Source organism: Flavobacterium pedocola (genome assembly GCF_053764385.1).
The window spans coordinates 190,268-213,231 of the sequence record NZ_JBSNCR010000005.1 but is presented as its reverse complement, the minus strand read 5'-3'; the positions used below and the strand labels follow the sequence as shown (position 1 = coordinate 213,231).

At 39.5% G+C, this 22,964-nt stretch carries 17 protein-coding genes; 3 read left to right on the top strand and 14 right to left on the bottom strand.

The features are described 5' to 3' along the window. Positions 1 to 200 precede the first annotated feature (200 nt). From ACWPKD_RS13300 to ACWPKD_RS13270, 7 genes are all read right to left on the bottom strand, one after another. Complete coding sequence (locus ACWPKD_RS13300; protein ID WP_455413173.1) at positions 201 to 2,456, bottom strand: cation:proton antiporter domain-containing protein; 2,256 nt, start codon at positions 2,454 to 2,456, stop codon at positions 201 to 203. A gap of 165 nt (positions 2,457 to 2,621) precedes the next feature. Next, positions 2,622 to 3,827 (bottom strand): MFS transporter, encoded by a 1,206-nt coding sequence (locus ACWPKD_RS13295; RefSeq protein WP_455413172.1) that lies wholly within the window; start codon positions 3,825 to 3,827, stop codon positions 2,622 to 2,624. Positions 3,828 to 3,925: 98 nt separating this feature from the next. Next, positions 3,926 to 5,269, bottom strand: coding sequence for an adenylosuccinate lyase (purB, locus tag ACWPKD_RS13290; RefSeq protein ID WP_455413171.1), 1,344 nt, complete (start codon positions 5,267 to 5,269; stop codon positions 3,926 to 3,928). A gap of 163 nt (positions 5,270 to 5,432) precedes the next feature. Continuing rightward, a complete protein-coding gene (locus ACWPKD_RS13285; protein ID WP_455413170.1) occupies positions 5,433 to 6,116 on the bottom strand; it encodes an SIR2 family NAD-dependent protein deacylase in 684 nt (227 codons plus the stop codon). 41 nt (positions 6,117 to 6,157) lie between these two features. Next, a complete protein-coding gene (locus ACWPKD_RS13280; RefSeq protein ID WP_455413169.1) occupies positions 6,158 to 6,652 on the bottom strand; it encodes a hypothetical protein in 495 nt (164 codons plus the stop codon). Between the two features lie 21 nt (positions 6,653 to 6,673). Further along, entirely contained in the window at positions 6,674 to 7,474 is an 801-nt protein-coding gene (locus ACWPKD_RS13275) for an anti-sigma factor (protein ID WP_455413168.1), read from the bottom strand. After that, positions 7,475 to 8,005 carry an RNA polymerase sigma factor gene (locus ACWPKD_RS13270; RefSeq protein WP_455413167.1) on the bottom strand — a complete coding sequence of 177 codons (531 nt, stop codon included), beginning with the start codon at positions 8,003 to 8,005 and terminating at the stop codon, positions 7,475 to 7,477. Between the two features lie 57 nt (positions 8,006 to 8,062). Between ACWPKD_RS13270 and ACWPKD_RS13265 the strand changes: the two genes are divergently transcribed. Beyond that, the gene (locus ACWPKD_RS13265; protein WP_455413166.1) at positions 8,063 to 8,737 is read left to right on the top strand and encodes a TrmH family RNA methyltransferase; all 675 of its coding nucleotides are present in this window, start codon (positions 8,063 to 8,065) and stop codon (positions 8,735 to 8,737) included. Between the two features lie 2 nt (positions 8,738 to 8,739). Here ACWPKD_RS13265 and ACWPKD_RS13260 read toward each other — a convergent pair whose 3' ends face one another. The 5 genes from ACWPKD_RS13260 to ACWPKD_RS13240 all read right to left on the bottom strand — a co-directional run bounded on the left by ACWPKD_RS13260 (position 8,740) and on the right by ACWPKD_RS13240 (position 15,185). Continuing rightward, the gene (locus ACWPKD_RS13260) at positions 8,740 to 10,512 is read right to left on the bottom strand and encodes a hypothetical protein (RefSeq protein ID WP_455413165.1); all 1,773 of its coding nucleotides are present in this window, start codon (positions 10,510 to 10,512) and stop codon (positions 8,740 to 8,742) included. A 3-nt stretch (positions 10,513 to 10,515) separates the two neighbouring features. After that, on the bottom strand, positions 10,516 to 11,682 hold the full coding sequence (locus ACWPKD_RS13255) for a WG repeat-containing protein (protein WP_455413164.1): 1,167 nt from the start codon (positions 11,680 to 11,682) through the stop codon (positions 10,516 to 10,518). A gap of 6 nt (positions 11,683 to 11,688) precedes the next feature. Then, positions 11,689 to 12,459: a carboxypeptidase-like regulatory domain-containing protein gene (locus ACWPKD_RS13250; protein WP_455413163.1), complete on the bottom strand. Its 771-nt coding sequence runs from the start codon at positions 12,457 to 12,459 to the stop codon at positions 11,689 to 11,691. 78 nt (positions 12,460 to 12,537) lie between these two features. Further along, a complete protein-coding gene (locus ACWPKD_RS13245) occupies positions 12,538 to 14,433 on the bottom strand; it encodes a DEAD/DEAH box helicase (RefSeq protein WP_455413162.1) in 1,896 nt (631 codons plus the stop codon). 176 nt (positions 14,434 to 14,609) lie between these two features. After that, complete coding sequence (locus ACWPKD_RS13240) at positions 14,610 to 15,185, bottom strand: non-canonical purine NTP diphosphatase (protein WP_455413178.1); 576 nt, start codon at positions 15,183 to 15,185, stop codon at positions 14,610 to 14,612. Positions 15,186 to 15,339: 154 nt separating this feature from the next. On the opposite strand from ACWPKD_RS13240, the gene ACWPKD_RS13235 reads away from it, so the two are divergent. Together ACWPKD_RS13235 and ACWPKD_RS13230 are read left to right on the top strand one after the other, a co-directional pair. Beyond that, complete coding sequence (locus tag ACWPKD_RS13235; RefSeq protein ID WP_455413161.1) at positions 15,340 to 16,110, top strand: hypothetical protein; 771 nt, start codon at positions 15,340 to 15,342, stop codon at positions 16,108 to 16,110. A 441-nt stretch (positions 16,111 to 16,551) separates the two neighbouring features. Beyond that, positions 16,552 to 18,078, top strand: coding sequence for a carbon-nitrogen hydrolase family protein (locus ACWPKD_RS13230; RefSeq protein ID WP_455413160.1), 1,527 nt, complete (start codon positions 16,552 to 16,554; stop codon positions 18,076 to 18,078). 243 nt (positions 18,079 to 18,321) lie between these two features. On the opposite strand, the gene ACWPKD_RS13225 is transcribed toward ACWPKD_RS13230, so the two are convergent. Both ACWPKD_RS13225 and ACWPKD_RS13220 read right to left on the bottom strand, forming a co-directional pair. Further along, positions 18,322 to 19,755: a TolC family protein gene (locus ACWPKD_RS13225; protein WP_455413159.1), complete on the bottom strand. Its 1,434-nt coding sequence runs from the start codon at positions 19,753 to 19,755 to the stop codon at positions 18,322 to 18,324. Further along, a complete protein-coding gene (locus ACWPKD_RS13220) occupies positions 19,742 to 22,954 on the bottom strand; it encodes an efflux RND transporter permease subunit (protein WP_455413158.1) in 3,213 nt (1,070 codons plus the stop codon). Before ACWPKD_RS13220 ends, ACWPKD_RS13225 begins: the two co-directional genes overlap by 14 nt. Positions 22,955 to 22,964: the final 10 nt, after the last annotated feature.

Below are 22,964 nucleotides of genomic sequence, written 5' to 3'. Positions count from 1 at the left end.
TAAAAAAATAAAACACATAAGATTCAAATTCTTTAGAAAAGCTCCGATTCTGACTTAAAAAGAAAAATAGGCTCTTTTTCTTAAGATGAATTAAGAAAATTCCATAAGAAATTTATCCTTTTAAAAGGAGTTCTTTTGAATAATAGTGAAAGTGGTAGAAAATGCTCAGTTTATTATGCATTTTTAGATGATGGGTCAAATCAGGTGTTCGGAACCCTTATCCTTTTGGTCAGGCTTTCCATCAGTTTTTTATCCCCAACCACCCAAAGGATATCGCCTTTTTGTAAAACCAAATGGGAATCGGGATTAAGCATACGTCTTCCGTTTCGTTCGATACCCACAACAAGGCCTTTTGTTTTTTCCCTGATCTGTGACTCGCGGATGCTTTTACCGATAAACGATTCATTTTTGAGTTCAAGGTGTTCCAGAACAATGTCGGCTTCAACCACATCTTCGGGTGTTTCAATTTCGTTCTGGACTAAAAACTTCTTCAATTTTTTTACCTGTGAGTCGGTACCGATTACGCAAATTTCATCATTAGGGAAAAGACGCTCGTTTCGGCTGGGAACATTTATGGTGTATTCCCCACGTTTGATAAAAGCAATGTTTATTCCTATTTTTTCTCTCATCTTCAATTCTTCAAGAGTTTTGCCTGCCAGATTGGAAGTGGCTCTGATCTCGAAGGTAGCCATGTGTCCGTCCCAAGGCGTCAGGTCTTTTCGCAGACTTTTTTCTCTCGTCATTTCACGGTCGTGCAGGTTTCTTAAAAAGTGCTGTTCGATTTTCTGATAACGGGCATGCAACTGTTTCGGAAAAACCAGATAGGCAGCCAAAGCGATCACAAGAGCAATAAGGGCGATACCCGGTGACAGAAAGTTGTTCAGGATGAATCCGATGAAGAATAAGCCCAACGCCATTCTTACAAAGATTAGCAACAAAATTGGACCTCTTGATTTTCGGTTGGCAAACAATTCGCTTACTTCTTCTGTGGCAATCCTTCTGAGCGAAAGTGCCCATAGAAACGGTGAAACTATAATCAACGCAATTAAAGCGGCAAGGGCATGTCCGAATTTGGAACCTTCCACAAGAGGAATGATATATTTTGATGACAATAAAATGACCGCCACAATTATAATGGAATGGAAGACAATCTGAAATAGATAGGCCCTCAATACAATCTGCCAGGTTGATAAAGTTTTGATAGCTTCAGCATTGGCACTGTAATCGGCAATCGCTTTTATCCATTTTCTCGGAAGTCTTTTCTCCAGCAATACCGCCATGGGAGTTCCCAGCTTTACCATATAAGGCGTGGTAAAAGTTGTGACCGCTGCTACTGCAACCACTGTCGGATAAAGAAAATCACTAGTGACACCTAAGGTCATTCCCAGCGTGGCTATGATGAATGAGAATTCCCCAATCTGCGATAAACTCATCCCGGCCTGAACGGATTGCTTCAAAGGCTGTCCAGACAATAAAGAGCCAATTGTTGCGCTAAACGATTGTCCAAGTATGGTTACCACTGTGAGTATGGCAACGGGAACGGCATATTCTACCAGCGTATCAGGATTGATCAACATTCCGACCGATACGAAGAAAACAGCCCCAAATAAGTCTTTTACAGGTTTTACAAGATGTTCAATATGTTCGGCCTGCGTGGTTTCGGCGATGATGGATCCCATGATAAAGGCTCCTAAAGCGGGAGAAAATCCAACATTGGCTGCAAAGGTCACCATCACCAGACATAAAGCCAAAGAGAGAATCAGTAACATTTCATCCGTGAGCAAATGTTTGGCTTTTTTCAGTAATGTCGGAATGAAGAAAATACCGGCCACAAACCATATCGTCAGAAAGAAAACCAATTTTAAAACCGATTGCAGTAATTCACTTCCGGAAACCTGTTGGCTCACAGCAACGGTTGATAATAAAACCATCATTAAAATGGCCACAATATCCTGAACAATTAAGGCTCCGATTACATTTCCGGCAAATTTCTGTGCTTTTACGCCCAATTCATCAAAAGCTTTAAGGATTATTGTTGTTGATGATATCGACAGGATCACGCCCAGAAACAGGCTGTCCATTTTATTCCAACCCATCAATTGGCCAACAGTAAACCCGAGAAGTACCATAAAGAGGATTTGGGTAATTGCCGTAATTGATGCTGTTCCACCAACCTTGACGAGTTTCTTGAAACTAAATTCCAGACCTAAACTGAACAAGAGGAATATGATTCCGATTTCTGCCCAGATTTCAACACTGTGCACATCTTTAACAGACGGGAAAAAAGCAAAATGATTTCCGGCCAAAAAACCCGCGATCAGATAACCTAAAACCAAAGGTTGTTTCAGTTTTCGGAAAATCAGTACGGCAACACCGGCAGTAAGGAGGATTAGTCCTAAATCACTGATTAAGGGTTTGAGATGTGTCGTTGAAGCTGCGGCAACAGTTAAAAGCATAGGCGTATAGTTTATCAGGTAAATAGCAATAAGGCGTAAAATACTAAAAAAAGCCCGGTTTTTCAAGTTTTAAGTTGAAAATTGGGGGTTTTTTAAGATGAATTAAGGTCTCTGAGGAGGAGAGGCCTCTTTTGAAATCAGCGGGAGTCTAAATTATATTGGGTTTTATACAGATGCTTTTCTTTTGGTTAACAGAAAAACGAATAATCCAAATCCGATTAACCCAAGCAGGGCAGTACTATTAAAAAGTAATTGGTTCCCGGATAATTTTTCCGCCGCCAACAGAGGAATAATGAAAACCGATAATTTTGCAGGGATAAAAGTTAAACTCATTACAGTAGCTAAATATTTGGGATTACAGTTTTGGGATACGGCTGCATAAACCAATGGTGAAATGTGAACTTCTGCCAATGCCATTAGTAGGATTGCTGTAAAGAAAACCAAAACCGAATAGGTAATCATTTGTTCGGCTAAAAGCAACATTATGCCTGACGATAAAGCACCAAGCAGGAATCCAATTGCTAGTTTTTGGACTCGACTGCTGAATTTATGTGTCCAGATAAGAGCAGTTATAATCCCTAACGGAACCACAAAGCTGGAAATATAGGATGAAGCTGGAATTGAACTCAGAATAAGATTATCATGAAAAAGAGTTGCTACATACTCAGTGCCCGGTTCGGAATATTCGTAAACGAGCCAATAGATAAATACCAGCATAATGAAACTCAAAATATAAAGGGCATTTTTAGTATTGATTTTGGCGGCATATTCTGAAGATAGTGCTTGAGTTTCAGCGATTTCTTTTTCCTTAATGAAGAACGCGATTGTTATGGCTGAAAGCATCATTATTCCCGAAGTGATAAAACCATAGGAATAGCTGGAATAACCTATAAAAGAAATCAATCCTATGCCTGCAAATACGCCAAAACTAATGCTTGTATATAAGATACTGAATCCGGCATCCATAAGTTTGGGTTTGCTGAGATAACTTTTTCCAAAGTTGGATAACAGGTTGGGTGTGAAGAGTCCGCTTCCTAAAACAATAAGAGTCAAACCAATATAAAGGGCAGTTACTGATGGAATGCAAAGTGTGAAACAACCAATAGCGTGTAATAATCCGCCGGCAAGAAGTGTCTTTTTATTTCCCAGGACAAAATCTCCCAGAATACCACCCAGAATTTGAGCGAAAACAAAAGCCGAAATAAAAGTACCGTAAATTTCAGTTGCTTCCATTTCGGTAAATCTGATTCCGTTAATCATGTAAAGCACCAAAAGTCCTTTCATGCCATAATGAGCACCTCTCTCCAATGCTCTTGAAATACTGTATAAGTAAGCTTCTTTAGGGTGAATCAGATTGCTGTCGTTCATCATGGGTTATGGGTTTATTCAAATATATACAACTTTTCTTAAACGCATAAAAAAACCCGGAGAAGTTGTTTCTCCGGGTTTCTTTAATATCATGATGGAAATTATATTCCCAAATAATTGCTTGGTGTTATTTTCAGCAATTCTGCTTTCACATCATCTGAAACATTTAAGGTTCCGATGAAATTATGGATTGCTTCTTTGTTGATAACCGTGTTGGTACGGGTTAAATCTTTCAAAGCTTCGTACGGGTTCGGATAAGCTTCGCGACGTAAAATCGTTTGGATGGCTTCCGCAACCACAGCCCAGTTTTTCTCTAAATCTTCAGCAAATTTATCTTCGTTTAAAAGTAATTTGTTTAGACCTTTCAAAGTTGCTTCAAAAGCGATTAATGTGTGCCCCATCGGAACACCAATATTTCTTAAAACTGTGCTATCTGTTAAATCGCGCTGTAATCTTGAAACCGGTAATTTAGCCGAAAGGTGTTCGAAAATCGCATTGGCAATCCCTAAGTTTCCTTCTGAATTTTCAAAATCGATCGGGTTTACTTTATGTGGCATAGCCGAAGAACCTATTTCACCGGCTTTGATTTTCTGTTTGAAATAATCCATCGAAACATACGTCCAGATGTCACGGTCTAAATCGATTAAGATTGTGTTGATACGTTTCAAAGCATCAAAGAAAGCTGCAAAATGGTCGTAATGTTCAATTTGAGTCGTTGGGAACGAATGGTGTAAACCTAACGTGTCTTCCACGAAATCATTTCCGAATTTTCTCCAGTCGTTGTTAGGGTAAGCAATCGCATGCGCATTGTAATTTCCGGTAGCACCACCGAATTTAGCTGCAAAAGGAACATTGAAAAGCAAACGCATCTGTTCTTCCAGACGCTCCACGAAAACCTGGATTTCTTTGCCCAAACGGGTAGGAGAGGCAGGTTGTCCGTGTGTACGCGCTAACATCGGCACATCCTTCCATTCGATGCTTAATTCTTTTAATTTCGAAACCACACTCACCAAAGAAGGCATGTAAACTTTTTCAAAAGCTTCTTTAGTTGATAATGGAATCGCTGTATTGTTGATATCCTGAGACGTTAATCCGAAGTGAATGAACTCTTTGTATTGCTGTAAACCTAACTTGTCGAAAGCTGCCTTGATGAAATATTCCACCGCTTTTACATCGTGGTTGGTTGTTTTCTCGGTTTCTTTGATCCAAAGTGCATCTTCCGTAGAGAAGTTCTCATACATTTTGCGTAATTCCGGATAAAGGTTTTTGTCAACACCTGAAAGTTGCGGCAAAGGCAATTCACATAATGCGATGAAATATTCCACTTCCACCAAAACACGGTAGCGGATTAAAGCTTCTTCGGAAAAATATTGGGATAAGGAAACCGTTTTGTTTCTATAACGACCGTCGATTGGCGAAATAGCATTCAGTTCAGTTAGTTGCATGTTTTTATTGTGTTGTTTTTTGAAGCTGCAAAAATAGTTATAAGTTATGAGTTATAAATTATGAATCGCATTTTTTTTAGTTACTGAAAGAGTTCTCAGTCACAGTCGCAGTTTTCAGTTTTCTTTGTAACAAGTATTAAAAATATTCATTACATCTTATAACTTATAACTCATAACTCATAATTTTCTCCATTCCTTCACTGGCTGTCATCGGGATCACTGTAACCGGATTTACAATGTTATAAATGTTGGCCGGTTTCAGGTCGATATAATAAATAGGGATTTGATCGTTCGCATAATGGATCAGGCTGGCTGCGGGATAAACCTGTAACGAAGTTCCAATGATGATCAGTACATCGGCATCCTCAATAATTTCTATTGCGGGATCTATGGCCGGTACTTCTTCGCCAAACCAAACAATATGTGGTCGTAACTGATTGCCTTCGTAATCCACATCGCCTAAATTCAGGTCTTTTTTCCATTCGTAAATCATGTCATGGAATTTGGTGCTGCGGACTTTGAACAATTCTCCATGTAGGTGCAGTACATTGGTGCTTCCGGCGCGCTCGTGCAAATCGTCTACATTTTGGGTAATCACGGAAACGTCGTAATCTTTTTCCAGTTCCGCAACCAATTGATGGCCTTTGTTGGGTTTTACTTCCAGAAGCTGGGCGCGTCTTGCGTTGTAGAAATCCAACACTACTTTCGGGTTGTTTGCCCATCCGATAGGGGATGCCACTTCCATAATGTCATGGCCTTCCCAGAGACCGTCCGAATCCCTGAAGGTTTTGATACCGCTTTCGGCACTCATTCCGGCTCCTGATAGAATTACGATTTTCTTTTTCATAAACACTGAAAGTATTAAATGTTCGGAGTGTCAGCTAAAAATTAGTTTTTGGAAAATAGTGATTTTATTTGGGTTTTGGTATCAAAATATTCTTTGTCAAGCCCCAGGATTATACTGACGTATGCTATGTGATATTCTTTGTTGTTGATTGCATATTCCATTAAACCCTGATCTTCCACCGAAATGTATTGATAGGTTTTATTGTTGCGGGTTGTAAATTCATAGCCGATAAAAATCAGACAGTTTTTCTCATCAATAGGGATACACTTTTCAAACCTCACAATAGATTTTAGTTTTTCATTTTTAGAAGTTGATGACCATTTGGTAAAGTGGTAAGAGTCTGTTATTTGAGAAGCGGATATGTAGTTTTTCAGACTTGTTTTTTCAAACTGTTTGAATTCTTGAAGATGTAGTACATCCCCCATAAATCTATTTTCTTCCAGATTTTTCAAATCGTTCTTATAAAGACTGGGGAAATCAAAGTTTTGAGCCTGAAGTGTACTTGTTAAAAATAATAAAAGAAACAATATTTTCATGATTGTTAAAGCTTCTGCAGATTATACCTTTCCTAAAGCATACAACTGATCCATGGTCGGCACGGCACTTCCTCCTTCCGGTTCAAGGGTAATACCAAAAGCTTCGGCATCTGAAGTGTAGTCAACCTGATACATTTTTGAAGAGGCATCAGCTTCTTTTTCCAACAAACCGATACTGGTAGGCGTAAGCGGATTCATTTTTAAAGCCCAAACCTGATATACCATGCCTTGTGGAGGATCCGGTAAACTTTTGGCGTCTACATAAACGCTTTGTGTGGCTTTGTTCCAGTATATTTTTGCAGTTGCGGACGGCATTGCGGCCTGACCGTCCAGTTTTACAATCGTATTGTTGTTGTCGCGGAGCATTTCCATCATGCTTTCGGTAGTTTTGGCTTTTTCTTCCATGGTGCTTACCGTTTGCTGCATTTTGGTGTATTCGGTTTTGTTTTTCTCGATTTCGGAATTAATCTGCTCGTTCATCGTGTCATTCATACGAAGGTACATCATCCCGGCTCCCAAAAGAATTACGAACGAAGCGGCCCAGCCCATATACTGTATCCAATTGGTTTTTGATTTCATCTTGATGATTTGCGGATCACTGCCTAATAATTCTTCACGGATTCTGTCATAAGTTTCCGAAGAAATGTTTGGAGAAACACTGTGCGAAAGATTGATAACGGCTTTTTCGATAGCTGCTATTTCAGTTCGAATTGCCGGATTGTCTGCTGCCATTTGTTGTACCTCAAACCTTTCCTCTTCGGATAACTTCCCGAAAACGTAAAGCTCCAAAATACCGCTTTCTATGTATTCTCTACTGTTCATTTAAACTTTCAATAGGTTTCTTAATTCGTTTATGCAGTTTCGGTTTTGTGTTTTTACGGTGCCTAGCGGGATTTCAAGCTCGTCGGCAACTTCCTGTTGGGTATAGCCTTTAAAAAACAGTAAATCGATTAACTGAATGCATTTGGGTTTTAATTTTTTAACAAATTCCTGAATACCAATAGTGTCAATTTTGTTATTGATTTTGGAACTGTCGTCAAGTATATGTACGAAATTATCAGCCGATAAGTTTTTCTGGCTGTTGTTAAAATTTTTAGACCGTAATTTATCGATGGCGGAATTGCGTGCAATGTTCAGTATCCAGGTAAAAAAGCGCCCTTTGGTTTCGTTGTAAGTATCAATTCCTTTCCAGATTTTTACGAAAGTTTCCTGTAAGACGTCTTCGGATTCTTCTTTGTCTTTGATGAGGTTGAAAATCACCCCGAAAAGACTCTTGGCGTACATGTCATACAAAAGCGTAAATGCTTTGTCGTCTTTTTTATAAATTTGCTCCAATAATTCTTCTTGAGTCATAAGTAGGAATTAACTTGGTCTAAGTTACTAAACAATTTAATTAAAACACCGTTTTTAATGGAAAACCTTTTCGCAGACGCTAATTATCTTGCCTATTTGGAAGAATTTATTACTGAAAATCGCAAAGATGGATTTTTAAAAGTACTGCAAAATCGTACCCGACATTTTACCGTTGCCATAGAAGATGTGTATCAGTTGCACAATACCAGTGCCGTGATGCGAAGCTGTGAAGTGTTTGGCATTCAGGAGCTTAATGTGGTAGAGCAGCGGTACGGAAAAAAAATCGACAAGGAAATTGCGATGGGCGCAGAGAAATGGGTGGACATTCACCGTTTTTCGACCAATCAGGATTGTATCGATAATCTGAAATCAAGAGGTTACCAGATTATTGCCACAACGCCTCATGAAAACGATTGTATGCTGGAAGATTTTGATATCACGAAGCCTTCCGCTCTGTTTTTCGGTACGGAACGATTGGGTTTGTCGGATGAGGTTATGCAACAGGCAGACGGTTTTCTGAAAATCCCGATGGTAGGTTTTACGGAAAGCCTGAACATTTCGGTTTCGGCGGCGATTATCATTCAGGCAATTACCAACCGTTTGCGTCACTCGGATATCGACTGGAAACTAACGGAAGCGGAACTGCTTGAAAAGCGTATAGACTGGACAAGAAAATCGATTAAGGATATTGATTTTATTACGAGGAAGTATTTGGAAACCAAAACGGTGTAAGGTCAGTTTTCACTAATGTTTTTTAATTGGTTTTCAAACTTGGCCAGGTTTTTTTGTTCCGGTCTGGACTGAAGCTTTTCTTTTACGTAATCCAGTGTTTTTTGATAATCCGAATGATTTAGGTTCTTGATAATCCTTCCAAAATACGTCAATGAGGATTGTTCGTTGCAGTTGATCATCTTCTCGTAAAAATCGGTATCGTTTGTAATGGTATCAGAGCCTGTATTTTCGTCAATTTCAAATAAATCCAGAAGGTTTTGGATGTAACTGAGATAAATGAAAGATTTGTTTTCTTGTGAAATCAGTTTGGCATTATTTTGATAGACCTTGATCAGATTCATTTTAATACCAACTGAACCCGGGAATTTCGAAGTTAGGGCTTTAGATTTATTTATGAAATCAATTAATTGTTGTTCGTTTTCATAAATAGGGTATGGGACAGAAAGTTTTGGATTAAAATATAATGGGTTTTCCGCCAGAAAAGTGAGATAGGTGTCAGCATTTACCAAATCGGGTTTTTCAGGATCCAAAGGATATTTGTTTCCGGCCGGATCGAACCCTTCCTGTATAGTACCTTTTTGAAGTATGGAAAATGTATTGATACCGTAAAAAGCAAAAACATCCGCATACGACATTTGTATAAATTCTTCGTAGTTTGAGTTAACCTTTTCAGCGATAACACGGCTTTGCGCAAGCCCCGATTCTCTTATATCCTTTTTTATTTTATCGAGCATTTGAGCCTTAGTCAGATTTGTTTTGATTAATGCTTTGAAATGCTGAGTAAAAGGGATTGGTTTAATTAAATCTTTCATTATAAAACCTAAATCCGTATTAACCGGAACAATATACACGTTGATTAAAGCCAATAAATTGTTCAGTTTGTCTTTGTTTTTCTCTTTTAGGATCAAGGTTTTAAGTTGAGATTCTAGTGAGGAAAGGGAATGTTTACCGTCTTTATTATCATTAATATATCGCAACAGGTAGTTTATGGCTTTCTTCGGAGCATCGGAATCATCATGAAGAATCGTGTTTTCGGTTTGCTGAATGGCAGCCTTGCATGCTGCGGTTTCACAGTCATTAAGAAAGTTTAAAAAATAATCGTTTTTAAATGCTGTTTTATTGGTTTCCCATAGTGTAAGAAGCTGCTTTATCGCTTCCGGTTCGTTTAAAGTATTGTATTGGGATCCTTTACCGTTACTGTACTGCAGTTCCAATTTCATTAAAGAATACTGAAGCTTGTTCTGATTGCTTAAACCGGGAGAATTGAGGATACTGTCTGTTTTTTGTAAAAGCTCGTCCTTTTGAGGGAAAATAACATTACGGGCACTTTTATCCCTGGCAGTGAGTTCCTGTCGGTAAATCAATTTGAATGCATTAGGATTGGCAGGATATTTTGCTTTGAAGGCAGCCAGTAATGTTGCATAATCGGTTGTGGAGTTGGTGTGATAACTCAGCCATAATTTGGCAAAATCTTTTTCTTCAGTAGTGAAATTCTGGCTCTCGAGATATGCCAAAGCACTTTCCTTTCCGATCGTATTATATCGGATCAAGGATTCTATGAAAGCTGCTTCTTTTTTGTTTTTGGTGAAGAAATCATTTTTTAAGATTTCGATCGATTTTTTATAATTGCCTTTAAAGGAAGCAAACGAAATGGCCCGGTTCATCTGGTAGGAGCTGTTTTGGTAATCAAAAAAGTAGCTGTTTTCGGTTAATTGTGCCGAGCAGTAAACCGAAAAAATCAAAGTGTAGACAATGAAAAAATTGCGGTTAAGCATTTTTTAGTTTTTAAAGAATTCAATACCGTTTTCGCCTACATAACCTTCGCCTTTTTCTGTTTCAACCTTGAAAAGACCAAATTGCCATGTGTCGTTTATTTGTATTGGCATGCTTTTTTTTATGGCTTCGTATTTGGCTGGTATAAAAGGGTAAGAAGTGTTAAAAATATAAAGACCGGTTTTGTTGTCTTTTTTCAGGAGTAAGGCTCCGAGTTCATAACTTGAAGTGATTTTGTCGTATTCAACCGGAAGTAAAAAAATATTACCTTCTTTAACCAGTCCGTACTTTTTGTTATTGACTACCTCAAATATTTTCTTGTCATGATCCTCTCCGGAAAACATTATGTAATCATATTCCGGGTTAATGATGAAGCTTTCTGTTCTCAGGTCAATGACTCCGGTTTTTTTGTCTTTCCCGACGAAAGCAAATTTCCGATATCGATCAACATCTACAAACCTATAAATTTTGCCGAGTTTGTGTGCTATTGCGTCAATGTCAAGATCGGCCTCTTTCGCATCCATTAATTCAACCATTCCAGCACTGGATTCAGATTCCTGTGACGTTTTCTTAACCTTTACATCGCTGAATTCTTTATCGGTAAAGAACCCTTTGGCTTTCCATATAAATTGCGGTTTGTTTTGGTCTTTATCCTCATAAGAAGGATGGATTCTGTCGTATTCAACAGGGATGATTGTTTTTCCGCTGCTGTTCAATAATCCTGCAAATTTTCCTTTTTTTACAACGAAACTGCTGTTATGGGTTGGATGGATTTCGTCATATAAACATGGAATCAATTCTTTTCCGTTGGTATATAATCCAGCTTTTCCTTTCTTGAAAACGTAAAATTGGTTGATGTCGCTCCTTGAAATCAGGATGGAATCGTAGGTATTGGTTTCCGGGAGAAATACTTTTTTACTGCGGTTGATCACAAAGTAATTCTTGTTGGTTTTCACCACGTAACGGGAACTGCGCTTCTTGTTGTAGGCGATATGGAAATCCTTGATTTCTTTATAGGCAGGCTGTACTTTGATATTGCCTAAAGTATCCGAAAGCCCCCAAAGGTTTTTGACACGGTATGGGATCAATATTTTTGTGTCTTCCTGGGTTTTCTGTGTTTGTCCGTAAGTGATTGTTGTAATTAAAAGTAGAAAAAGTACCGTTTTTTTCATTAAGTATTATTTGCTTTTCTTCAACAGTTTATAATCTTCATAACATCCTTTTATGGCGTCCATGATTTGTAAATCGTTGGCGGTTTCTATAAAAGCGTCGGAATAATTACATCCTTTGAGAATGTCTTTGATTTCTTTTTTATCAATGCCTAACAGTGCGGCAACTGTTTCGCGGTCATATTTGGAAGCGAGTACATTTCGAACCGTTTCGTCTTTTTTGAACTCGCGCAGCTTTTTCATTTCTTTCGGTTTTTTCCCGAAGACATTATAGAGCGCATCCGCCGGATTGGAGATAGCACCTAAAACTTTACCAACTTGGGAAGACGAACTTCCGCCGGATTCGTAACCATACGGTAAACCTGAGATACTATAGCGCTGGGCTTCGTTTAATGCGATTAGTTTAGTGTCGACTTCAAGATAACCGGTCAATAAATATCTGGGAATGAAAACCTCTTCAAGGGCAAAGGCTTTTTCGGTAAGTTTAACTTTAAAACCTTTTTTGTTCTTCACCCAATCCGCAGAAACACGGATTTTAATTGACTGAAAACCAATAAATGAAAAGTGTAAGGTATCGTTAACTTTTGCTTCAATTTCAAATTCCCCCATACCGTTGGTAGTGGTTCCTTTTACGGTATTCAGGTTGATTACGTTAACGTCTTTTTTAGGTAGGAGGTTGGCTTCGTTTACAACGACTCCGGATATTTTAGTATATACGTCTTCCTGAGCAAAAGCGGATAATGAAAACAGGGCAAATAAAAAAACTACAAAATATTTCATACTTGTTTTTAGAAAGGTCTAAAAGTACTAGATATTTTGTAGTTTCTATAGGAATTTAAAGAAAATTAACAAAAAGAATTAGCTTCTTCTTGGTCTTCTTTCTCTAGGTGCGTTACTGTCGGAACGACGAGGTGCTGCACTGCTGCGTCTTTCGTTTCTTGGTGCTCTGTCATCCGAACTGTTTCTTCTGTCGGAACCTCTTCCTTCACCACGTGGGGCTCTGTCAGATGAGCGAGATTCGCTTCTTCCTCCAAATCCACCTTCTCTTCTTCCGCCAGAACTTCTTTCGTTTCTTCCACCACCGAAGCTTCTTCTTTCACCACCGCGACCGTTATGATCACGACGACTTGAGTTGCTGCCACCGTCGTTTTTAGATATTTCAACGTTGATACGTCTTCCGTGTAAGTCAAAACCATTTAGGATGTCCATTACTTTGGCTGTGTGCTCTCCGTCAGTGTTGAAGAAAGAGAAACCTTCTTTAACGTCTACTTTGAATACATCGTCACGGCCTAAATCTAAAGTATCTTTTAAGAAGTCTTTCAGTTGCATCCAGTCGAAATCGTCTCTTGCACCAATGTTGATGAAGTAACGTACCGGATCTCCGGCTCTGATTTCTCTTGGCTCAGAACTTCTTTCGCCTCTGTCGCCACCTTGACTTGATAAATCACGTTTCGATTTGTAGTAAGACAAGAAACGGTTGAATTCAACGGAAACCATTCTTTTTACCAATTCCTCTTTTGTTAAGTCTTGGAAAACTTCATAGATAGCCGGTAAATAGTTGTCAATTTCATGATCAACTTCCGTATCGTGGATTTTATTAGCTAAGTGTAATAACTGGATTTCACAGATTTCGATTCCGCTCGGGATTGTTTTCTCTTCAAACTTCTGTTTGATGATTTTTTCAATCGAGTGGATTTTACGGATTTCACTTTTCGTTACGATAACAATTGAAGTACCCAATTTACCGGCACGACCTGTACGGCCTGAACGGTGGTTGTAGGTTTCAATTTCATCCGGTAACTGATAGTTTACTACGTGTGTTACGTTGTCTACGTCGATTCCACGAGCGGCTACGTCTGTAGCAACCAACATCTGGATCTGACGGCCACGGAAGGCTTTCATTACCCCGTCACGTTGTGCCTGGGATAAATCACCATGTAGTGCAGCAGCGTTATATCCGTCTTCGATTAATTTTTCTGCAACCGATTGGGTATCACGTTTGGTACGACAGAAAATAACCGAGAAAATATCCGGGTTAGCATCTGCTAAACGTTTTAAAGCTTCGTAACGGTCACGGGCGTTTACCATGTAAAATTCGTGCGATACCGTTGAAGAACCGGAGTTTTTAGCACCAACGGTAATTTCCTGAGGATTGTGCATGAACTGTTTTGCAATTCGTGCTACTTCCTGCGGCATGGTAGCCGAGAATAACCAAGTGTTTTTTTCGTCCGGAGTGTCTGATAATATCGAACAGATATCATCATAAAATCCCATGTTTAACATTTCGTCTGCTTCATCAAGCACACAAAAGTTAATGTTTTTAATGTTTACAAGCCCACGATTGATCATGTCTTGCATTCTACCAGGAGTAGCCACAATAATTTGTGCACCTCTTTTTACTTCACGCGCCTGCTCGGTAATGCTTGCACCACCATAAACCGCAACGGTGTGTAAGCCCTTAATGTATTTTGAATATTGTTTAATCTCGTTTGTGATCTGTAAACAAAGTTCACGTGTTGGCGATAAAATTAAGCCTTGAGTGCTTCTGTCATCAGCGTCTATTTTCTGGATTAGCGGGAAGCCGAATGCTGCCGTTTTACCTGTTCCAGTTTGTGCCAATGCTACAATGTCTGTGTTTTGCTCCAATAGTATTGGAATCGCTTTTTCCTGTACTTCTGACGGATTCTCAAATCCTAGATCTTTAACCGCCAGCAGTAGCGATTCATTCAATCCTAATTGTTCAAATTTATTCATTATGTAATTTTAAATTGGGTGCAAAAGTAGTGTTAATTAATGAGACTAACTAATGAAAAAACTTTATTTGTGAATTTATTAGTATTTGATAATCAACAAATTAGAAAAATACGAAGAATGAAAGTTTGAGGATTTAAAGATTTTTACGGCTTTTTATTGAGGATTTGATAATGAAATTAGACGTTTTGAAGGAAGGAAATCAGTTGTTTTACAGCTTTTCCGCGATGGCTGATGGCCGATTTTTCTTCCATGGTTAATTCAGCAAAAGTTTTCTCATAACCAGCTGCAATAAAGATTGGATCATAGCCAAAACCGTTCGTTCCTCTTTTCTCATTAATGATATTTCCGTTGATAATTCCGGTAAACAAATGTTGTTCCCCGTTGAGGTTTAGGGCAATAACTGTTTTGAAATTCGCTTTTCTGTTGGATTCATTCTGAAGATTGTGCAACACTTTATCCATGTTGTCGTTGTCGTTGCGCTGTGGTCCGGCATAACGTGCTGAAAAAACTCCTGGTTCTCCGTTAAGGGCTTCAATTTCCAGACCGCTGTCATCTGCAAAACAGGCGTAACCGTAATGTTCAGTTACATAATTTGCTTTCAGGATGGCGTTGCCTTCAATGGTTTCGGCCGTTTCGGGGATATCAACTTCACAACCAATGTCTTTCAAACTCAAAATTTGAATATCAGCCGGGACTAATTGTTGTATTTCCTTTATTTTATTAGCGTTGTTGGAGGCAAAAACGAGTTGCAGCATAAATTGTCGTGTTAGTGAATGCAAAGATAAGGTTTGAGCCTAAATAAGTTTGTTAATAATTATACCGAAAATCATCAGATTCAGTGAGTGCGGAATTGGATTGAAATAGTTATGTTTGGAACCATTTCTGAAACTACAATAAAAGCAAACCATGAAAAAATTACTTTTTGTAATAACCCTGACTGTCGCGCTGTTTTCTTGTGAAAATAAAATGGATAAAAAACCGGAACAGTTAACCTACGACGAGTTTGATTCATCGACTGCTATAGATACCAGTGGTTTACACGGGAATTCAACTTTTTCACAAATTAACAATTCCACAACTTCTGTACTACCGACCGGAATTGATAAGGTAAAACTGATTCCTGTTTATAAAATCAGAAGGGAAAGTGATAAGAACATCAACTATGATCAGGAATCTTCCTATTTGATGGAGCCTGAAGTGGATGGGGTTGATTTTCATTATTTCATGCCCGGAATGGATTTATTGTCCGGTTATAATCTGATCAACATTGCACATTATAATCTTGAAACGGAGAAAATTACTTATTTTTTCAGTAAGCCTGCCTTAATCCGTAATCTTTATTATCCCGGAGACAAGCAGGATTCGCTTAACAAACTGCCAATAAAGAGAAACTATTTCCTTGTTTCGGCGTATGATGAAGATACCAACAAGGATTCACTTATCAATAAGAAAGACCTTCGAAAAATATATTACATTGATGAACAGAACAGCAGAAAAATTGCGCTGTTGCCTAGAACACATTCGGCTATTCGATCTAGTTACGATTCCAAGAGTGACATCATGTACATCTATGCCCGCAAGGATAATAACAAAAACGGAAAGTCTGAAAAAGAAGAGCCGGTAAACATCTTTTGGATCAATATGCAAAACCCGACAGTAGCTAAAAAGATGTTGTAGTTATTGGTTTCAGGAGCAAAAATTAAAACCCTATTAAAAAGAAAAAGCCGAGGTGGAGCCCCCGACTTTTAAAGTGAACGTGTAACCACATTGCTGTGCGTTCGGGGACAAAGGTAAGTCAAATTATTTGATTAGGATACTTTTTTTCAAAAAATGACTAAAAAGATTAGTTGCTTTTATAATAAAACAGGTCATTAGTGCTGATTGTGTCCAAGGTTTTAGTTAGCTACTGTTGGCTGTAAGTTGTACATAGCCAATGTGTTATTGATATCCCAAACCTTAAGAATTCCTTCATTAAATCCTCAACTTTTAGTAAATTTGTTATTCCTCACCTCGACAAAGGCTAAACGCCGCAACACGTAAGCTGCAACTTTGTTTGCAATGCGAATTCAATGATATACTGTTTATAAGCCTATCAAATCCGGAAAAAATAGAGAAATCATGGATGACATTGTTGAAATAAGAGAGTTGAAACTTAACGACTACAAGGAATTAATCACCACCATGGAAGCCGCCTATAAAAACTGGCATGGCAATTTATGGGCATTCAATTCTATAGATGCACTTATAAAAAAGTTTCCCGAAGGACAGCTGGTGGTCTGTTTCAATGAGCAAATCGTGGGATGCGCTTTGTCGATAATTGTCAATTATGACGAATTTGGCGATAATCATACCTATAAGGACATCACAGGTAATTATACCTTTTCCACGCATACTCAAAAAGGCGATGTGCTTTACGGTATTGAAGTGTTCATCCATCCGGATTATCGGGGCAGACGTTTGGGAAGAAGACTTTATGATGTACGGAAAGAACTCTGCGAAAAAAAGAACCTGAAAGCTGTGGTTTTTGGTGGCCGAATCCCCAACTATCACAAGTATGTTTCGGAAATGAAACCTAAAGAATACATTACGAAAGTAAAACGGAAAGAGATTTACGATCCCGTGCTGACCTTTCAGTTAAGCAATGACTTCCATGTAAAAAAAGTACTGACGAATTATATGCCTGAAGATTTGCAAAGTAAAGAGTTCGCAACACTTTTGCAATGGGACAATGTGTATTATGAAGACAAAGAAGCAACCGAGACAAAAAGGGTAACCCGTAACGTTCGTTTGGGATTGATTCAGTGGGAAATGCGGTATTATACAACAGTGGAACAAATGTTCAAACAGGCTGAATACTTTATCGATTCGGTGTCCTCTTATAAATCGGATTTTGCCGTTTTTCCTGAGTTTTTCAACGCCCCTTTAATGGCATTACTGGAAAGCAAAGACGAAGCCGATGCCATGCGACAACTTGCGGAGTATACAGAACAGATAAAAGACAAATTCAGTGAATGGGCCATAAAGTATAATGTGAACATCATTACCGGAAGTATGCCTTTTATGGAAGATAACCGCCTTCAAAACGGAGGATTCCTGTGCCATCGTAATGGGAAAACGGAACTCTACGAAAAAATCCACATTACCCCCGACGAAGAAAAATATTGGGGATTGAAAGGCGGCGATACCCTGAGAGCTTATGACACCGACGCCGGTAAAATCGGAATTTTGATTTGTTACGACGTGGAATTTCCCGAATTGGCCCGAATATTATCAGAAGAACGCATCCAGATACTCTTTGTACCGTACCTTACCGATACCCATAACGCTTACATGAGGGTACGTCATTGTGCAGCAGCAAGAGCCATTGAAAATGAATGTTTCGTTGCTATTACCGGAAGTGTCGGGAATTTACCGCAAGTGGAAGCTATGGACTTACATTATTCGCAAGCCGTAGTGTTTACCCCTTGTGATTTTGCCTTTCCGTTTAACGGTATTAAAAGCGAAGCCACCGCCAATACCGAAATGATACTAATATCCGATGTAGATTTAAGCCTATTGGAAAACCTGCATTTTCACGGAAGTGTAAAAAACCTACTCGATAAACGAACTGATTTGTACTCCCTGCAACTCAATGGAAAACCATAGATTTTTTAACTGTTGCAAAATAATATTTTTTAAAAAAATGCAACAACTTTCGTTGCAAAATAATAATTTTAAAAATTTTGCAACACTTTTTGTTGCAAAAAAAATATTTTAAAAAAAATGCAACAGATATGTTTTAGACTTCTGAGATTAGTATCAGGAAAATAGAATATAAATAAAAGAAAAACCCCAATACTAAGTATCAGGGCCTTTCAGAAGTAAAAATGGATTAGGTTGTTCTGAATGTTAGTTCCATCCGCCACCAAGGGCTTTGTAAATGTTCACCATGGCGTTGAACTGTTGCATTTTGGTTTCCACTAAATCGAATTTGGATTCCAGAGCATCACGCTGCGTTAATAAAACTTCCATGTAATCGGCACGGGCGGAACGGAACAAATCGTTGGAAATGTTCACGGAACTGTTTAAAGCCTCAACTTGTTGGTTTCTTAAAACATAGCTTTTTTCCAGATTACTGATTTTGGAAACCTGGTTGCCCACTTCGATGTAAGCCTTTAAAATGGTTTGCTCATAGTTGATAACCGCCTGAACCTGTTTAGCATTTGCCGTGTTGTAACTGGCCTTAATAGCATTCCTGTTGATTAACGGCGCCACTAAATCTCCTGCGATGGAATACAATAACGACTCCGGTTTAAAAAGATATTCCGGATTGAAAGCCTTGTAACCGATACCGGCCGAAATTCCCAAAGAAGGGTAGAAGCGGGCCTTAGCAGATTTGACATCAAGTTTAGCCGCTGCGATTTCTAATTCAGCCTGTCGGATATCCGGGCGGTTGGTTAGTAAATCCGAAGGTAAACCGGAATGAACCGTGTTCGGTAAACTTTCATTGAAAGCTTCTGCATTTCGGTCAATGTGCTGGGGAAAGCGTCCAACCAAGAAGTTGATTCTGTTTTCGGTTTCCACGATTTTTTGCTGAATGTCGAATTGTAAGCTTCGGGTTTTAAATACTTCGGCTTCAAATTTCTTAACGGCCAATTCGGTTACACGTGCGGCAACTTTCTGCAGTTTTACAATTTCCAGTGCATTGTTCTGAATGGTAATGTTCTGGTTTACGATTTCCAGCTGATTGTCTAAAGCCAACAACTCGTAGTACGAATTGGCAATTTCCGAAACCAGATTGGTCACCATAAAGTTTTTACCTTCAACCGAAGACAGGTAACGTTTCATCGCCGATTTTTTAGCATTGCGGAGTTTTCCCCACATATCCACTTCCCAGTTGGCATAAAGGCCAACATTGTAATCCTGAAGTGGTTCCGGCATTTCTTTTCCGGGCTTGATTTCTGTTGTGGCTTCCATAGCACCGATGTTGGTGAAACGGGCTACTTTATCTACACCGGCACCGGCTTTCGCACCTACAAACGGAAGGTATTCTCCTTTACGGGCTTTCACTTCGTTTTTAGCGATTTCGATTTCCTGCATGGTGATGTTCAGCTCCTGGTTGTTTTTCAGGGCTTCATCGATCAGGGCTTGTAAATACGTATCTTTAAAATACGTTTTCCAGGTGATTTTTCCCGAATTCACCGTGTCCTTAACCGTATCGTACTGCTCAGGAATTTTAGTGTCGGCTGTTCTTTCAGCTACACTCGGTGTTTTACAGCTTGCCACGCTTAATAAAATAAGAGCCGCAACAAGCTTATAGTTCAAATTCTTAATGATTTTCATTATTCTCTTCTGTTTCATTATGGGGTTTAAAAGCATCTATCATGTGAACAAATTCATCGGATAATGAACTTTCGTCTTCTCCTTTTATCAGTTTTCTTCCGTCTGCTAATGTTCCGAAAATGTAATACAGTCCGGGAACGACAATTACTCCGAAGACAGTACCTAAAAGCATTCCGCCTAAGGCCGCTGCTCCGATGGTTTTGTTTCCGATAGCTCCGGCACCTGTTGCGATAATCAATGGAATCAACCCGGCAATAAACGCGAACGAAGTCATCAGGATCGGTCGGAATCGCACTTTGGCACCTTCGATGGCGGCTTCTAAAATGGTCATCCCTTCGTTATGTTTCTGTATGGCGAATTCAACGATAAGTACCGCATTCTTACCGAGGAGCCCGACGAGCATGATCAGTCCGATTTGAGCATAAATATTGTTTTCCATTCCCATTAGCTGAAGTAGGAAGAACGAGCCGAAAATACCCGCAGGTAACGAGAAGATAACCGATAGCGGAATAATGAAACTTTCGTATTGTGCGGCTAAAACCAAGTACACGAAGATCAAAACGATCGCAAAAATGTAGATGGATTCATTCCCTCTGTTGGATTCGTCATACGAAAGTCCTTCCCAAGCAATATCATACCCTTTAGGTAACGAAACCTCGGCCACTTCACGAATCGCCTGAATGGCTTCCGCAGTAGTGTAGCCTTTTGCCGGAAGTCCCTGTATTGCAGACGAATTGTACATATTGTATCGAGTGATTTCGTTTGGCCCCTGAGATTTTTTAAGGGTCATAAAGGCAGAATACGGAACCATTTCCCCATGATCGTTTTTAACGTACATATTCAGGATGTCCGTTGGCAATCGTCTGAATTTAGGATCGGACTGCACGTATACTTTAAAGAAACGACCGAACTTAATGAAACCTTGCTCGTAGGTACTACCAATCATGATATTCAGGTTTTCCATGGCAGTACCAATGGAAACACCTTTCTGCATCGCTAAATCGTTATTGATTTCCAGCTCATACTGAGGATAATTGGCCGCAAAGAAGGTAAACAATCCGGTAAGTTCTTTACGCTTTCCTAGATCTGCCATGAATTTTTTGTTGATTTTGTCGAACTCATGGTAGTCTGTAGTTGTATTTTTGTCCAACAAACGCATGGAGAAACCACCCGATGAACCGAATCCCGGAATGGCAGGCGGCTCAAAGTATTCCACTACGGCACCAAGACCTTTGGATTTTTCCTCCAACTCTTCCATGATTTCTTTCACGGTGTGTTCGCGCTCAGACCAAGGTTTTAAGTTGATAAGACAGGTTCCGGCATTTGATCCACGACCTTCGGTCATAATTTCATAACCGGCTAAGGAAGATACGGATTCCACACCTTCAACCTGTTTACATACCTTCTGAAGTTTTTGTGAAACCTGGTTGGTTCGCTCTAAAGTAGATCCAGGAGGCGTCTGGATGATTGCATAAATAGTTCCCTGATCTTCACTTGGGATGAATCCTGCCGGCAAAACCTGATTTTCCAATAAGATTCCTGCACAGAAAACCAATAAGATCCCGAAGGTTACCCATCTTCTGCTTGCTATTTTTCGTAATAGGGTTACGTATTTACCGGTAAGTTTGTCAAATCCGCTGTTAAAACGGTCAAGAGCTTTGGTAAACAAGTTGCTTTTCTTTTCTTTTCCGTGATTGTTTTTGAGCATCATGGCACACAATACCGGGGTAAGGGTAAGGGCAATAATGGCTGAAATTACAATGGAACTCGCCATGGTAATGGAGAACTGTCGGTAGAAGGTTCCAACCGGACCGGTCATGAAGGATATCGGTAAGAATACGGATACCATTACCGCCGTAATCGCGATAATCGCACCACTGATTTCACCTAATACTTTTTTAACGGCCTGATACGGGGTGATGTGTGGATCTTCTTCGAATTTGGCATGCACCGCCTCGACGACGACGATTGCGTCATCTACCACAATTCCGATGGCTAATACAAGGGCAAAAAGGGTTACCAGGTTAATGGAAAGGCTAAAAAACTGGATGACAAAAAACGCACCGACTAAAGAAACCGGTACGGCTAAAATCGGAATTAAGGTAGAGCGCCAGTCGCCAAGGAAGACAAACACTACCAAAGCTACAAGTATGAAAGCATCCCGTAAAGTGTCAATTACCTGTTCGATCGAAGCATCAAGGAACTGCGATACATCATAACTGATTTTATATTCCATTCCCGGCGGGAACGATTCTTTCATTTCTTCCAGCTTGGTTTTGATTTCTTCAATTACTTCGCTGGCATTACTTCCGTAGTTTTGTTTTAATACGATAGCGGCCGATGGACTACCATCCAAATTGGAATAAATATCGAAGAATTCACTTCCTAATTCCACTTTTCCGATGTCTTTTAAACGGATGCTTTCACCGTCTGCATTCGCTCTGATGATTACGTTTTCGTATTCTTTCGGTTCGCTGTAGCGTCCTTTATAGGTTAAAACATATTCCAGGGATTGCGCGGAGATACCGGAACTTTGTCCGATTCTTCCCGGACGTCCGATAATACTTTGCTCGCCTAAAGCTTTCATCACTTCGTCTACCGAAATGTTGTAAGAACGCATACGGTCCGGGTTTAACCAAACACGCATCGCATAGGTTCTGCTTCCTAAAATCTGGGAACGGGCAACACCTTTTAATCGGTTGATTTCCGGAATCATTTTCACACTGGCATAATTGTACAGGAATTTTTCATCCATACTTTTATCCTTGGAATAAAGATTCACGTACATCAACATACTCGGCTGGATCGGGGTGATAACCACACCTTCACGCTGCACAAGTTCCGGTAAAAGCGGCATTACCTGGTCGACCCTGGTTTTTACCCGGACAACGGCCTGGTTGGGATCGGTTCCCGGTTCGAAAATAATTCTAAGGGTGGCTTCTCCGGCACTGGTGGCATCGGTTGCGATATAGCGCATGCCTTCCACACCGTTGATGGAGTTTTCAAGGGTAATAAGCGTGGATTTAACCAATACATCGGCACTTGCACCCGGATACGCAATAAAGATATTTACCGTAGTCGGGGCAATCTGAGGGAACTGTGAGATAGGGAGTTGCTTGATGGCAATAGACCCTACAAAGAGTATTACAATTGAAATTACAATCGCAAATACCGGTCTGTGTATGAACTTGCTGAACATTTTTTTTCTT

Bases quoted from the DNA above. Each gene is read 5' to 3' on its own strand.
- ACWPKD_RS13300 (WP_455413173.1), bottom strand. From the start codon at position 2,456: ATGCTTTTAACTGTTGCCGCAGCTTCAACGACACATCTCAAACCCTTA.
- ACWPKD_RS13295 (WP_455413172.1), bottom strand. From the start codon at position 3,827: ATGATGAACGACAGCAATCTGATTCACCCTAAAGAAGCTTACTTATAC.
- purB (WP_455413171.1), bottom strand. From the start codon at position 5,269: ATGCAACTAACTGAACTGAATGCTATTTCGCCAATCGACGGTCGTTAT.
- ACWPKD_RS13285 (WP_455413170.1), bottom strand. From the start codon at position 6,116: ATGAAAAAGAAAATCGTAATTCTATCAGGAGCCGGAATGAGTGCCGAA.
- ACWPKD_RS13280 (WP_455413169.1), bottom strand. From the start codon at position 6,652: ATGAAAATATTGTTTCTTTTATTATTTTTAACAAGTACACTTCAGGCT.
- ACWPKD_RS13275 (WP_455413168.1), bottom strand. From the start codon at position 7,474: ATGAACAGTAGAGAATACATAGAAAGCGGTATTTTGGAGCTTTACGTT.
- ACWPKD_RS13270 (WP_455413167.1), bottom strand. From the start codon at position 8,005: ATGACTCAAGAAGAATTATTGGAGCAAATTTATAAAAAAGACGACAAA.
- ACWPKD_RS13265 (WP_455413166.1), top strand. From the start codon at position 8,063: ATGGAAAACCTTTTCGCAGACGCTAATTATCTTGCCTATTTGGAAGAA.
- ACWPKD_RS13260 (WP_455413165.1), bottom strand. From the start codon at position 10,512: ATGCTTAACCGCAATTTTTTCATTGTCTACACTTTGATTTTTTCGGTT.
- ACWPKD_RS13255 (WP_455413164.1), bottom strand. From the start codon at position 11,682: ATGAAAAAAACGGTACTTTTTCTACTTTTAATTACAACAATCACTTAC.
- ACWPKD_RS13250 (WP_455413163.1), bottom strand. From the start codon at position 12,459: ATGAAATATTTTGTAGTTTTTTTATTTGCCCTGTTTTCATTATCCGCT.
- ACWPKD_RS13245 (WP_455413162.1), bottom strand. From the start codon at position 14,433: ATGAATAAATTTGAACAATTAGGATTGAATGAATCGCTACTGCTGGCG.
- ACWPKD_RS13235 (WP_455413161.1), top strand. From the start codon at position 15,340: ATGAAAAAATTACTTTTTGTAATAACCCTGACTGTCGCGCTGTTTTCT.
- ACWPKD_RS13230 (WP_455413160.1), top strand. From the start codon at position 16,552: ATGGATGACATTGTTGAAATAAGAGAGTTGAAACTTAACGACTACAAG.
- ACWPKD_RS13225 (WP_455413159.1), bottom strand. From the start codon at position 19,755: ATGAAAATCATTAAGAATTTGAACTATAAGCTTGTTGCGGCTCTTATT.
- ACWPKD_RS13220 (WP_455413158.1), bottom strand. From the start codon at position 22,954: ATGTTCAGCAAGTTCATACACAGACCGGTATTTGCGATTGTAATTTCA.